This is a genomic window from Pseudoalteromonas sp. D15MCD-2 (assembly GCF_038562745.1).
Lineage (GTDB): Bacteria > Pseudomonadota > Gammaproteobacteria > Enterobacterales > Alteromonadaceae > Pseudoalteromonas.
Genome location: NZ_JBCFQE010000001.1, coordinates 1,244,722 through 1,257,135, shown reverse-complemented (window position 1 = coordinate 1,257,135; position 12,414 = coordinate 1,244,722). Strand labels below are relative to the sequence as shown.

Below are 12,414 nucleotides of genomic sequence, written 5' to 3'. Positions count from 1 at the left end.
AAAATTACATATCCCATGCGTCAGATACAAAAAGGTAACCCTGTCCCCAAACTGTTTTAATTCGGTATGGTTTATCACTGTTATCACCTAATTTCTTACGGATACGCGATACACGTACGTCAACGGTTCGGTCTAAACCATCATATTGACGACCAATCATGTGTTGATGAACATGCTCACGACTTAACACTTCACCAGCATTTGACGCAAGCAACCAAAGCAGCTCAAATTCATGAGAAGTCAGTGTAATTTCACTGCCTTTAAGTGTAACAATGCGGCTAGTTTTATCAATGGTTAAATCGCCAAAGCTAAGCTCTTCTGGCGCTTTGTTTGTAGCTTGACCGCGACGTAACAATGCATTGATACGTGCTAACAATACACGAGGTTCTGCAGGCTTAATTACATAATCATCTGCGCCAAGTTCAAGGCCAATCACTTGGTCAAAGTCTTCACCTTTAGCTGTCAGCATTAAGATAGGTAAGCTAAATTTATCACGTACCTGACGGCAAACGCTAAAGCCATCTTTACCCGGTAACATGACATCTAAAATCATTAAATCAACTGGGTTGTTTTCAAGGTATTCAAATACTTCGTCGCCGCGTTCAAGGACCGCAACATCCAACCCATTATGTTGAAGGTAATCACGTGTTAACTGCTGTAAGCCGAGATCATCTTCAACAAGTAAAATCTTTGCCATTGGTTGCTCCTGAATTAAAAAAAGCTCCACGGTGAGCGTAATCTACGCCTCGTTGTTTTTGCTTCGGTGCTTTGCACTTCGACTTTTGCGGTCGCAATTTTGCTCCCCGTGTGCGGATTGACTAAGGAGTATATTGTTTCAACCTGAACCCGCGCTTTATGGCTGTAAAGCCCTTTTTTGCTGTCGTTCCAGCATTGAATTTGTTGGTTATTTTGAAACAAACACAGATCTTGAGGCAGCTGTGTTTGCCAGCTGATTTTTAACTCAAGATCACAAAATTCGTGCTGTTGTAATACAACACACACTTTTGGCGTGATATCAAACTGAGTCGCTTGCGCATGGCTTGGGGTAACCCAAATAACAGCAACAAACACACACAGACTAAAAACAAAATACTTCATATTAAAAAATATGATTGAATCCTATAAATGCAGTCATCGAGTACGTGTGTTCAAAAAGCGGACTGTCATCCACGGCTGAGTAGTCATAATATGCTAAATGAAAACGAAGAGAGTTAGCCTCACTCAGGGGCCAACGGGCGTCGATTTTAGCATAAGGTTGCCAACTACTGCCAACATCTATTTCCCCATATGAGGACTCTTTAGCCGATAAACCATAAAAATAATCATTTAGTCTGGCTGATTTGTACCAAACCCCTAAGCTAGGTGCGACAGATAAGTTTCCTATTCGGTGATGTGATTGCCATTGTAAAGCACTACGAAGGCCTTTATAAACGCCCGAAACATCGGCTAGTGCCTGTAAAGAAATCACATGATTATTATGAATATAGTGATAGCTTAAGCCAGCATCTAATGCCCATCGTCTCTTTTTGATATCGCTTGTTGATACTGACTTTTCTGCCAGTTCATTACTGGTGGTCGATTCAACAATAAAGCTATTCGATGTTTGCAGTGCGAAAACATTGCTAGGGTGAAAATCTATAAAGAAGCGAGTCTCAGGGTTGAACTCGGTTACGAAATTAACAACATGAGTATCGCTTTCTTGGAATGAATAACCTAAACGGCCATTATCAAAGAACCATTTTTCACCATAAAAAGCGATTTCAGGCAGCACAATTAATGGTAAGTTATCACCACCATGAAGAGGGTTCGTGATCACCCCAGCTCCCGTATTAATACTTAGGTGCCACTGCTGGGTATCGATCTGTTGATTTGCCACACGGCTTTCACGTTCAGTGCGCGTTGAGTCATCGGCGCTTGCTTGACTTACTAGAATGCCTATCAAGACATAAACCGCTGCGCACATCCTGATCGTTTGAGATTTCATTGTTATTTTACGACCAAAGGGGTTTTGCAATAAGAGCATAATATCAAGATGTGAACAAACTGTCGTTGCAAGGTTACAACTATTCACAAATTTGATACATATATCGGTTAAGTTTGTTACTCTTCGACGATTTCGATACGATTTCGGCCATGCTCTTTGGCTAAATAGAGTGCTTTATCGGCTTTTGCTATGAGTTGTTCTGGATTACTATTTTTAGCTTTTATAGCAATACCAAAGCTAGCAGTGACTTGGCTTAACACCTTATTAGATTTAGGCTCTTTAATCTGTAATTTAGCGACAGCATGACGCAGCTGCTGAGTAAAATTAGTCATGTCACTGATACTTGCAAACTGTGCGGTGAAACAAAACTCTTCACCACCATAACGATAGGCCTGACCAACACTAGATACATGTTTAAGTAGTTTTGCTGAAACTGCACGCAAAACTTGGTCTCCTTTTTGATGACCAAAAGTGTCGTTAAATTGTTTAAAGTGATCGATATCAACCATAGTAAGAACAGTGACTTCAGCTAAGTCATTGGTTTGACAAAACCGCGTGATATCTTCATCAAACTTACCGCGGTTATAAAGCCCTGTAAGCGGGTCTTTTTCGGCTTTACTTCTAGACCTGACAAGCTCTTGTTTTAATTCTGTAATTTCTGAGTATGCCAGCGCAAGCTGATTTTGAAAATCTTGTGCACGACTTTGCAAAGCTGCCGACTCGTCACTTAAGCGCTCGACACAATCAAGTACATCATCAAAGCCCCTTTCCTGACTTATATCTGCACTAGTTAGTGTGTCACGGCATTCTTGCAAAGCTTGGTTGAATTCAGCTGAGTAACTAAGTGCCTCATTGATATCTTGATGCACTTTACCAACAACATCATTAAAGCCGCCAGATAGCTGATAAAATAGTGCCAAGTCGTCCCGAGATAAATACTTGTTGAAAAGGTGCTTTGCCTGCTCATGGCTACAGGTATTGTGCTTTTTAATAATACTATCAAGCTCTTCGTTTAAGTCTTGGTTCTTTTCGCTAACATAACAATACCAAAGCGCATAATTAAGCGGAGTAATTGGCATTTTGTACTTAACCATTAGAGGAATTGCGAGCTTCAGACAGTGGCTCGAGTAGCTTAAAGAGTGTTCGGCTTGCGCTGAAAGTATCATGAGTCAAGGCCATGAAAGTTTTATTATTTTAAAATACGGTATCAACCCCATTAAAAAAATCAATGAAAAAGGATTTTACAAACGTAAAACCAGCAAAAACCACGAATATTTTTTACAAAAACCAATACTAAATGATTAATTTAAATTAAGCCATTTGTATCAACATAATATATTTAACAATAAAGTGTTATTGACTAGATCTTAAGCTAGATTGCTTGCTGAGTAAGCGATTGAGCAATACTCCAAATTGCGTTGAGTGCCGGATCATGGCGCTCTTTATTTAAAACAGCTAGACCAATTTCAAATCCTGCAATAGTCTGCTCTGCATCACTCACTATTTGTACTTTATCTTTGAGCGGGCTGTTATCCAGTACAATTTTTGGCACCATGGCAATACCTAAGCCTAAGCTCACCATAGAAACCATAGCTTCATGACCTGCAACCTGCGCATATATACGGCCATGAATATTCTTTTTACGCCACCACTGCTCAAGACGTTGCCTTGATAACCCCTGCTCAGCAACAATAAATTCTAAATCTGACCAATCAATTTGTTCACTGGCAGTTAGCTTTTCGCTGATCGGGCACACTATTTTTGGTGCTATCAATACTAATGGTGAGTAACCAACGCTGGTAAAGGCTATTTGCCCTGGTAACTTTAAGGGTTTTGCAGCAATTGCCATATCTTCATGGCCATCTAAAACACGATTTATTGCAAGAGCAGGATCACCGGTATTGAGGGTAATTTCAATATATGGATGCTGCATTCGCAGTTGCTCAAGTATTTGGTGTAAAAAACTATAAGAGGCTGTTACTGAGCAATAAATACTGACATTGCCATAAACATGCTGTTGCGGCTCTTGTACGTTAGCCTTAAAACGGTGCCAGTTAGCCAGCGTCGCATTAGCGTACTCAATAAATGACTCACCCTCGCGAGTTAATTTGACGGTGCGATTATCCCGATTAAACAGCACTACCCCAACTTCTTCTTCAAGTTGCTTGATGTTGCGGCTCAATGTTGGCGCACTGATATGACAAAGCTCACTGGCCCTAGCAAAGTGCAGCGTCTTAGCTAACGCCAAAAAGTAATTAAGATGTTTGTGATCCATATCGCCACCATTTCATTTTATGAAATACTTTAATTCAAATATATCATTTTACGCAAGGTAAAAAATTGCATAGTGTTAATACATACAAAGAACACCACGTCGGTTCTTTGATTTTCTAACAAAATTGTATTTATAGGACACTAACAATGGCGAATTATTTTAATACTCTTCCTTTAAGAGAGCAGTTAGCGCAATTAGCGCAGTGTGAATTTATGGACCCAGCAGAGTTTGCTGATGGTGTAGACGCTTTAAAAGGGAAAAAACTCGTTATTGTCGGTTGTGGCGCACAAGGCCTTAACCAAGGTTTAAATTTACGTGATTCAGGTTTAGATGTTTCTTATACTCTTCGTGAGTCAGCTATTGCTGAGCGTCGTCAATCTTTCTTAAACGCATCTGAAAATGGTTTTACTGTAGGCACTTATGAAGAGCTTATCCCAACAGCAGATGTAGTATTAAACCTAACGCCTGATAAACAACATACGGCTGTTGTAACTGCCATCATGCCGTTAATGAAACAAGGTGCAACACTTGCTTATTCACACGGCTTCAACATTGTTGAAGAAGGCATGCAAATCCGTGAAGACTTAACAGTAATCATGGTTGCACCTAAGTGCCCTGGTTCAGAAGTACGTGAAGAGTACAAACGTGGCTTTGGTGTACCAACATTAATTGCGGTTCACCCAGAAAACGACCCTCAAGGCCATGGTTTAGCACAAGCTAAAGCGTATGCAGCAGGTACCGGCGGTCATCGTGCGGGTGTATTAAAATCATCATTCATTGCAGAAGTTAAATCTGACTTAATGGGTGAGCAAACGATTCTATGTGGCATGTTACAAACAGGCTCACTACTTTGCTTCGATAAAATGGTCGAAAAAGGCATTGATGCAAGTTACGCATCAAAACTAATCCAATACGGTTGGGAAGTGATCACTGAAGCACTTAAGTATGGTGGCGTAACTAACATGCTTGACCGCTTATCAAACCCAGCAAAAGTGAAAGCATTTGAATTAAGTGAAGAACTTAAAACAATTATGCGTCCACTTTATAACAAGCATATGGACGATATCATCAGCGGCGAATTCTCTCGCGGTATGATGGCTGACTGGGCTGAAGATGACGCAAAATTACTAGCATGGCGCGCAGAAACTGCCGAAACTGCATTCGAAAAGCAACAAAATACCGACCAAGAGATCAGCGAGCAAGCATTCTTCGATCAAGGTATTTTAATGGTTGCCATGGTTAAAGCAGGTGTTGAGCTTGCTTTCGAAACCATGACTGCCGCAGGTATCATCGCTGAATCTGCTTACTATGAATCACTACACGAAACGCCGCTTATCGCAAACACCATTGCTCGTAAGAAGCTTTTCGAAATGAACCGAACTATTTCAGATACTGCAGAGTATGGCTGTTACTTATACAACCACGCGTGTTTACCGCTGCTACAAGACTTTATGAAAGGCATCGATACAGATGTGATTGGTAAAGGTCTTGATAGTGCAAGCAACCAAGTTGATAACCAAACCTTGATTGCCGTGAATAAAGCACTACGCGAGCACCCGGTTGAAATCATTGGTAGCAAGCTACGTGGTTACATGTCAGCAATGAAGAAAATTGTTTAACCCTGGAAAGTAAGTTTCGCTTGTTAGAAACCAAGCCCAATTGCTTATATGCTTTGGGCTTTTTTTTTGTCCCTACATTGATTCGTCATCTGTAAAGTGTATGCTAAAATTACTGACTTAAATGTTGTAAACTAAGACACTTTCATGGCGTTAAATCAACTCACCATTACTAAAAAAATTACACTGCTTGGCAGTTCTATAGCTCTCATTGTTGCTGCGTTAATCGGCGCAACAGCGATATACAGTGCAAAACAAATCATCGAAAAACGAATGATAGAATCTGAGCTACCTAGCAAACTTCAAGCAATTGATAACTATATTACTCACGATATAAATCAAATGATCAGTGCAGCTGAGCAACTCTCTAGTAACGAGTTTGTATTAGAGTGGGCGCGTTCAGGCAATACTGATGATAAAACACTGCTAAAAGAACTTAACCGCCTTGTTAAGCAATACGATTTAGCAACCGCCTCGTGGGCTAATCGTGAAACGGCACAATATTGGAACCAAGACGGTTTCTTGCGCGTTTTAACACAAGAACAAGATGGTTGGTTTTTTGCGTTTACAAACACCGCACAGCCTTTTTCTATCAGTATCTATCAAGAATCACCGACTGATGTGAAAATGTTTGTAAACCACCAGCAAACCAACGGCATTGGTTTAGCAGGCCTTGCTAAAAGCATTGACGATATGCAGGCTATGCTGCAGCGCTTCCAAATCGAAGAAACCGGTTTTGTATTTGTTGCCGATAAAAACGGCCTCATACAGTTACATAAAGACGAAAATAAGGTCGCTAAAGCTAAATTGGATGACGTTTATAAAACGGGAATCACGCGTACTCTGCTTATGCAAAGCGACTTCAATTTACAAGAGATTGAGCTTAATGGTGAAGCAACCTTAGTGGCTGCAAGTCCAATTAAAAACACCGATTTATTTGTTATTGCCCAAGTACCTAAGCACGAAGTGTTTTCGAGTATTCAGGTTTTACAATGGCAAATCATCAGCTTTGCAATAGTGATTGCGCTGATCGCAAGTTTTGCTGGTTTAGTGCTTGCACGCACGCTTTCATCGCCGCTGTCGAAAATGGCTGAGTTATTCACCCGTTTAGGCTCTGGTGATGCTAACTTAGCATATAGACTTCCTGACTCTGAGCAGCCAGAACTTGCTAACTTATCTGCTGGCTTTAACCAATTTATCTCTAAGATTGAAACTGCAATTAGCCAAGTAGCTCAAGAGAGTAGTGAAATCAGACAAAGCGCTGATCATGTGTTTCAGCAAGCACAAAAGAACTCAGTAGCACTTGATAATCAAAAAGAGCAAACAATCTCTGTTGCTGCGGCAATTAATGAAATGGGTGCGACAGTGCAAGAAATTGCCTCAAGCGCAGCGAACACGGCTAAGCTCACTGAGAATAGTAAGCAGAACACTGAACAAAGCCATACTCAGGTAACGCAAAGTAAAGAAGCGATAATAGAGCTGGCATGTGATATCGATAATATCACCGAGCAAGTAAACGAGCTGGCAAATAAAACGCAAGCTATCGCCAGTATTGTTGACTCTATCAGGGGTATTTCTGAACAAACCAACTTGTTAGCACTCAACGCAGCGATTGAATCTGCTCGTGCGGGTGAGCACGGCCGAGGCTTTGCTGTTGTAGCTGATGAAGTAAGAGCGCTTGCAAATCGCACTTCACAATCAACAACTGAAATTCAAACTATGATCAGTGAACTTACCAGTACCTCTGATTTAGTAGTCAATCACATCAATCACTCGAAATCACAAGCTCAATTAAGCGTTGATGCAATGCAGAGCTCTGTTGAATTACTTAATGCCATTAACGATGCTGCCAATGAAATAAACGATATGGCAACCTTAATAGCAACTGCGACCGAAGAGCAAAGTAATGTTGTGGCAGATGTGGGTCGTAACATTGAGCAAATAAGTGACATTAGTGATAACGTCATGCGTGAACAAATTGACAGTGAACAAGCAATCAAAGACTTAGCGAACAGTGCGCAAACTCTTGATGACCTTGTTGCGACTTTTGATAAACGCTGACACGTTTTGTAACAGTTAACCCTGACCCTTTTTCATTCACGGCCTATACTTAAATGGTATTAGGCCATGATTTAAGAGGGTCAGATGAAATTACCTAGCATTGTTTTAGCCTCAAGCTTTTGCTTATTAACGGCGTGTAGTAGTACAGAAAATAACACCGCTCCCCCACCATTTGCTTTGACGCAAAGTAATACGTTTACTCAAACCCCAGTTGAAACTCAACAAGAGATTTTTGCATTAAGCGAACATGTTAAAGAGCAACTTGATAGTGCTTTTCCAAAAGACAGCCGTTCATTGCAAAGCACTAAACGTTTGCTGAAGTTCCTGTTGCAAAATGGCGATGCGTCTTTATCTTATCAATCTGGTGCTACCTTAACCGCTAATCAAGCCTACTCAAATTTAAACGCTAACTGTTTATCGTTATCGATTTTAGCCTATAGCCTTGCTGACTACCTCGGCCTTGCAGGGCAATTTCAAAAAGTGCATATCCCAGAATATTGGGCACTTGATAATGGCTTTAATTTACTCACAGGCCATATCAACTTAAAAGTAAGTGAAGCTCAAAAACTTGTGGTAAATAGAAAAGTCATTTACCCAGAAGAGCGCTCTTTAGTGATAGACTTTGATCCTAACAGCCGCCAAGAAGCGTTTAAAACCAGCAACATCAATAAAGACCGCATCACAGCAATGTTTTATAACAATAAAGGCGCAGCTGCGATGCTAAAACATGATTATGATACTGCTTTTAGCTACTACAAAGCAGCAGTTGATATTGATAGCAACTACTCAGGTGCATGGGGCAACCTTGGCGTGTTATTCAGATTAACAAATGACTATCAAAGTGCTGAAACAGCCTACCAATACGCGATTAGTTTAGATCCTGATAACAATACCGCATTAGGCAATTTAGCAAGACTCTATAACCTGACCGATCGTAAAGAGCAAGGTCAAGCTATATTAGCCAAGCTTGATAAAAAGCGCCAAGCAAACCCTTATTACCATATTTCTTTAGGAAATGACGCCTATACAACCGCCCGTTATCAAGATGCTATAAAGCACTACAAAAAAGCCCGTGACTTAAATCCAACCCTGCATGATACTGATTTTGGTTTAGCGAGAACCTACTATCAATTGGGTGACTTAAAGCTGGCTAAAAAGTATTTAACTATGGCTAACAATAAAGCAGACTTTGATCATGATAAACAGCGTTATGAGAGTAAATTACAAGCGCTTCGCTCGCATACTGCAAAGCTTATTGATTACCGCTAGTGCTGTACTGATAAGCATTGGGCAAGCATTTGCCAATACAGACTTAGAACACGACATCATAACGCTAACATCGGCTCAATTTGCAGGACGAAAAACGAATACCGAGGGCGCGAAATTAGCCGCCGACTTCATAGTAGAGCGCTTTGTAGCACTTGGCTATTCGGTTAATGAACAAGGTTTTACTTATCAATCAGGATTCTTTGGCAAGGCTACAGGACGGAACATTATTGCGTCCCAAAATAGCCGCTGTGAAAACTGTAAAAAAGTTATTTTTACTGCCCACTATGATCACCTAGGGCAAAAAGGCAGTCGGCTTTATCCTGGTGCTAATGACAATGCCAGCGGCGTTGCCGCTTTACTTTATTTAGCTAAACACTTTGCACAAAGCCCCCAGCCCTATCAATTAGTTTTTGTTGCAACCGATGCAGAAGAAAATGGCCTACATGGTAGCGAGTACTTGGTATCGACACTTAATAAAGACGAAATCAAACTTAATATTAATTTAGATATGCTCGTTGTAAACCCACGAAAACCGCGTATCTATGCGTTTTTAGATAAGCAATCATTAGCGCAATATCAAACTGACATTAAAACCCTATCTGATGAGCATCTAACCTTTATGGCAACTAGCTCGTCAGCGAGGCTGAATCGATTATTTGATCTCAAAGTTGATTGGCGCAGAGCAAGTGACCATTATTCATTCGCTAAAGCCGGGATCCCATACATTTATTTTGGCATCGGACACGATAAACATCATCATCAAAGCACCGACACGGCGGCGCACATCGACTTTACATTGTTCGAATATGCCATGGCGAAAATAGCCCTATTTATTGAAAAGCTTCCAAGTTAGTTATTTGGGTAGTTCAGAGGTTAAAACAAACTGCCTTTTTTGTGCTTTGCTGAGCTTTTTTACGCTTATTTCAAGTTTAGTTGCTTCACTACGATTACCTACCTGCTGTTGATAGATAAGTGTTAAAGGCCCTTTGCCTTTGAGGTTTTTAGCCCCTTTTCCCGCTTGATGCTGCATAAAGCGCTTTTCAACGTTAGTGCTTATCCCAGTGTACCAATGACCTAAACGTGTCTGCACTATATACAAATGCCACAGAGCCTCTGAATTTTCGTTGTTTTTTATAAGCTGCTGTAAACTTTCTGGGTTTGCTGTGGTCAAATCTGTGCCTCGTGATTGTTAATCGCATTTCAGTAAAAACAATTACTGAAAAGGGTTTTACCTTCTGTGACTAATCGGTATCATGCAGTGTATAAAAAATAAGGATTCAAACAAATAATGCAGTCGTTTAAAACTTTTTCTTTTTGGTTAGTACTTACCCTTACTTTAAGTGCTACAGCAGGGTGTTCAAGCTGGGTTTACCGAATCAACATTCCTCAAGGTAACTTCCTAGAGCAATCAGATGTAGATAAGCTTCGTGTAAATATGACTCGCGAGCAAGTACTGTATGTACTAGGCAAGCCAGTAGCTGAAGACTCATTTGATAAAAATACCTGGCACTACCTGTACGTATTCAACCTTGGTCGTAGCAACGAGCAACGAAAGTCACTCACTATTAACTTTGAAAACGATAAGCTTGTTTCGTTGTCGGGAGACTATGAACAACCTAGCGAATTTAATACGCCGCTTGAACAAGAGTAATAGCAGCGCAAATTATTAAGGGTAGCCTAAGCTACCCTTTTTTATGCTTTATTTAAAGGGCGACCGCCCGTCACTTTGTTGGCTCGGCCCTCTTCTTTGGCTTTTTCAGCCCGGCGTCTGCGTGCATCCTTTGGATCAGCAATAAGCGGTCGATAGATTTCTATGCGATCGCCATCTTTTACTTCTTGATGCAGTTTACAAGTACGATTCCAAATCCCAAGCGTTAGGTTATTTGCGTCTATTTCTGGGCACTTATCAATAATACCTGACTTAATCACCGCTTGCTCAGCTGTAGTACCTACTGGTACTTCTACCAGCAAACTGGTTGCCGTTGTTGGTAAAGCAAAAACCACTTCAACAGTGATCATGGGCGAACTCCATATACAGTTTTAGCACGTTGTGTAAATGCATTAACCATGTTCTTAGCGACTTCGTTAAATACTTTTCCGAAAGCCATCTCAATAAGTTTACTAGCAAATTCAAACTCAAGGTGAAGCTGAACTTTACATGCTTTATCGTCCAGCGGTAAAAAATGCCATTTACCTTGCAGCTTTTTAAATGGGCCATCGACTAAGCGTAGTGCAACAGTTTGCTCATCTATGAAGGTATTTTCGGTAGTGAACCACTTTTTTAAACCCGCTTTTGAGATCTCTAAACTGGCCGTCATGCCACTGGCTTGTTGTGTAACGATTTTAGCATCTGAGCAATGTGGTAAAAACTCTGGATAAGCATCAACATCATTCACTAAATCAAACATTTCTTTGCTGCTGTACATTACCAGCGCACTTTTTTCTATTTGCGGCATATTCACTCCCAACTTTGTCGGCGAATTTTAGCAAGCTTTGGCTATTTCCCCAAATTTTAGTAACACGAAAATATCTGCAAAGCCTTAAAAAAGCGATGTAAAAACGCTGTTTTTCCGTATAATATGAGCCACTATGGCTAAGAAAAAATCATCTAAATCGACAAGTAATACCATCGCGCTTAACAAAAAAGCGCGTCATGAGTATTTTTTACACGATAAGTTCGAAGCAGGGGTTGAACTACAGGGCTGGGAAGTAAAAAGTATCCGAGCTGGTAAAGTAAACATCTCTGAGACTTATATTCACATTAAAAACGGCGAAGCATTTTTACTTGGCAGTCAAATTCAGCCTCTCAACAGTGCTTCTACTCACGTAATTTGCGATCCTTTAAGGTATCGTAAGTTACTTTTAAATAAGCGTGAAATCGATCGTCTTATCGGTGCTACAGAACGCGAAGGTTTTTCATTAATCGCGACTGCAATGTACTGGAAAAAATGCTGGGTGAAGTTGGAGTTCCACCTTGCTAAAGGTAAAAAGATGCACGACAAACGTGAAGACGGAAAAAATAAAGATTGGGCGCGTGAAAAAGAACGCCTGATGAAACATAAAGCTTAATTTATGAAATGAGCCTAACCTTTTTGGTAGGCTCGTACCCCTTACCAGTCCTGACTTTCCCTACTTAAGAACCTTAACCCCTTAATAAACCCATACTTTTTTGCTATTTCAATCTCCTGCATTTACATGATATCAATCTT

14 protein-coding genes are annotated in these 12,414 nt (G+C 40.5%); 6 read left to right on the top strand and 8 right to left on the bottom strand.

What is annotated here, in order from left to right:
• Positions 1-4: 4 nt before the first annotated feature.
• The 5 genes from AADY36_RS05560 to ilvY form a co-directional block, all read right to left on the bottom strand.
• A complete protein-coding gene (locus AADY36_RS05560) occupies positions 5-697 on the bottom strand; it encodes a response regulator (RefSeq protein WP_054562019.1) in 693 nt (230 codons plus the stop codon).
• A 14-nt stretch (positions 698-711) separates the two neighbouring features.
• Positions 712-1,098 carry a DUF3019 domain-containing protein gene (locus AADY36_RS05555; RefSeq protein WP_054561875.1) on the bottom strand — a complete coding sequence of 129 codons (387 nt, stop codon included), beginning with the start codon at positions 1,096-1,098 and terminating at the stop codon, positions 712-714.
• 1 nt (position 1,099) lies between these two features.
• Positions 1,100-1,984 carry a MipA/OmpV family protein gene (locus AADY36_RS05550; protein WP_342408634.1) on the bottom strand — a complete coding sequence of 295 codons (885 nt, stop codon included), beginning with the start codon at positions 1,982-1,984 and terminating at the stop codon, positions 1,100-1,102.
• A gap of 116 nt (positions 1,985-2,100) precedes the next feature.
• Entirely contained in the window at positions 2,101-3,078 is a 978-nt protein-coding gene (locus AADY36_RS05545; protein WP_239963975.1) for a GGDEF domain-containing protein, read from the bottom strand.
• A gap of 278 nt (positions 3,079-3,356) precedes the next feature.
• Positions 3,357-4,259, bottom strand: coding sequence for an HTH-type transcriptional activator IlvY (gene ilvY / locus AADY36_RS05540; RefSeq protein ID WP_055197018.1), 903 nt, complete (start codon positions 4,257-4,259; stop codon positions 3,357-3,359).
• A 146-nt stretch (positions 4,260-4,405) separates the two neighbouring features.
• On the opposite strand from ilvY, the gene ilvC reads away from it, so the two are divergent.
• The 4 genes from ilvC to AADY36_RS05520 all read left to right on the top strand — a co-directional run bounded on the left by ilvC (position 4,406) and on the right by AADY36_RS05520 (position 10,058).
• Complete coding sequence (gene ilvC, locus AADY36_RS05535; protein ID WP_055020946.1) at positions 4,406-5,878, top strand: ketol-acid reductoisomerase; 1,473 nt, start codon at positions 4,406-4,408, stop codon at positions 5,876-5,878.
• 144 nt (positions 5,879-6,022) lie between these two features.
• A complete protein-coding gene (locus tag AADY36_RS05530; RefSeq protein ID WP_342408633.1) occupies positions 6,023-7,936 on the top strand; it encodes a methyl-accepting chemotaxis protein in 1,914 nt (637 codons plus the stop codon).
• A gap of 84 nt (positions 7,937-8,020) precedes the next feature.
• Positions 8,021-9,205 (top strand): tetratricopeptide repeat protein, encoded by a 1,185-nt coding sequence (locus AADY36_RS05525; protein WP_342408632.1) that lies wholly within the window; start codon positions 8,021-8,023, stop codon positions 9,203-9,205.
• Positions 9,147-10,058, top strand: a complete 912-nt coding sequence (locus AADY36_RS05520) for a M20/M25/M40 family metallo-hydrolase (protein ID WP_160316763.1) — start codon at positions 9,147-9,149, stop codon at positions 10,056-10,058. Before AADY36_RS05525 ends, AADY36_RS05520 begins: the two co-directional genes overlap by 59 nt.
• Here the strand turns inward: AADY36_RS05520 and AADY36_RS05515 are convergent, their stop codons facing one another.
• Positions 10,059-10,376, bottom strand: a complete 318-nt coding sequence (locus AADY36_RS05515) for a GIY-YIG nuclease family protein (RefSeq protein WP_054561882.1) — start codon at positions 10,374-10,376, stop codon at positions 10,059-10,061.
• Between the two features lie 117 nt (positions 10,377-10,493).
• Here AADY36_RS05515 and AADY36_RS05510 point away from each other — a divergent pair, with 117 nt between their 5' ends.
• A complete protein-coding gene (locus tag AADY36_RS05510) occupies positions 10,494-10,856 on the top strand; it encodes an outer membrane protein assembly factor BamE (RefSeq protein ID WP_054551724.1) in 363 nt (120 codons plus the stop codon).
• Between the two features lie 41 nt (positions 10,857-10,897).
• On the opposite strand, the gene AADY36_RS05505 is transcribed toward AADY36_RS05510, so the two are convergent.
• Positions 10,898-11,224 carry an RnfH family protein gene (locus AADY36_RS05505; RefSeq protein ID WP_055197025.1) on the bottom strand — a complete coding sequence of 109 codons (327 nt, stop codon included), beginning with the start codon at positions 11,222-11,224 and terminating at the stop codon, positions 10,898-10,900.
• The gene (locus AADY36_RS05500; protein ID WP_054561884.1) at positions 11,221-11,661 is read right to left on the bottom strand and encodes a type II toxin-antitoxin system RatA family toxin; all 441 of its coding nucleotides are present in this window, start codon (positions 11,659-11,661) and stop codon (positions 11,221-11,223) included. Before AADY36_RS05500 ends, AADY36_RS05505 begins: the two co-directional genes overlap by 4 nt.
• A gap of 133 nt (positions 11,662-11,794) precedes the next feature.
• Between AADY36_RS05500 and smpB the strand changes: the two genes are divergently transcribed.
• The gene (smpB, locus tag AADY36_RS05495) at positions 11,795-12,274 is read left to right on the top strand and encodes an SsrA-binding protein SmpB (protein WP_054551727.1); all 480 of its coding nucleotides are present in this window, start codon (positions 11,795-11,797) and stop codon (positions 12,272-12,274) included.
• Positions 12,275-12,414: the final 140 nt, after the last annotated feature.

Coding starts and splice junctions, on each gene's coding strand:
- AADY36_RS05530 (WP_342408633.1), top strand. CDS start 6,023: ATGGCGTTAAATCAACTCACCATTACTAAAAAAATTACACTGCTTGGC.
- AADY36_RS05550 (WP_342408634.1), bottom strand. CDS start 1,984: ATGAAATCTCAAACGATCAGGATGTGCGCAGCGGTTTATGTCTTGATA.
- AADY36_RS05505 (WP_055197025.1), bottom strand. CDS start 11,224: ATGATCACTGTTGAAGTGGTTTTTGCTTTACCAACAACGGCAACCAGT.
- AADY36_RS05520 (WP_160316763.1), top strand. CDS start 9,147: ATGAGAGTAAATTACAAGCGCTTCGCTCGCATACTGCAAAGCTTATTG.
- AADY36_RS05525 (WP_342408632.1), top strand. CDS start 8,021: ATGAAATTACCTAGCATTGTTTTAGCCTCAAGCTTTTGCTTATTAACG.
- AADY36_RS05545 (WP_239963975.1), bottom strand. CDS start 3,078: ATGGTTAAGTACAAAATGCCAATTACTCCGCTTAATTATGCGCTTTGG.
- ilvC (WP_055020946.1), top strand. CDS start 4,406: ATGGCGAATTATTTTAATACTCTTCCTTTAAGAGAGCAGTTAGCGCAA.
- ilvY (WP_055197018.1), bottom strand. CDS start 4,259: ATGGATCACAAACATCTTAATTACTTTTTGGCGTTAGCTAAGACGCTG.
- AADY36_RS05500 (WP_054561884.1), bottom strand. CDS start 11,661: ATGCCGCAAATAGAAAAAAGTGCGCTGGTAATGTACAGCAGCAAAGAA.
- smpB (WP_054551727.1), top strand. CDS start 11,795: ATGGCTAAGAAAAAATCATCTAAATCGACAAGTAATACCATCGCGCTT.
- AADY36_RS05510 (WP_054551724.1), top strand. CDS start 10,494: ATGCAGTCGTTTAAAACTTTTTCTTTTTGGTTAGTACTTACCCTTACT.
- AADY36_RS05560 (WP_054562019.1), bottom strand. CDS start 697: ATGGCAAAGATTTTACTTGTTGAAGATGATCTCGGCTTACAGCAGTTA.
- AADY36_RS05555 (WP_054561875.1), bottom strand. CDS start 1,098: ATGAAGTATTTTGTTTTTAGTCTGTGTGTGTTTGTTGCTGTTATTTGG.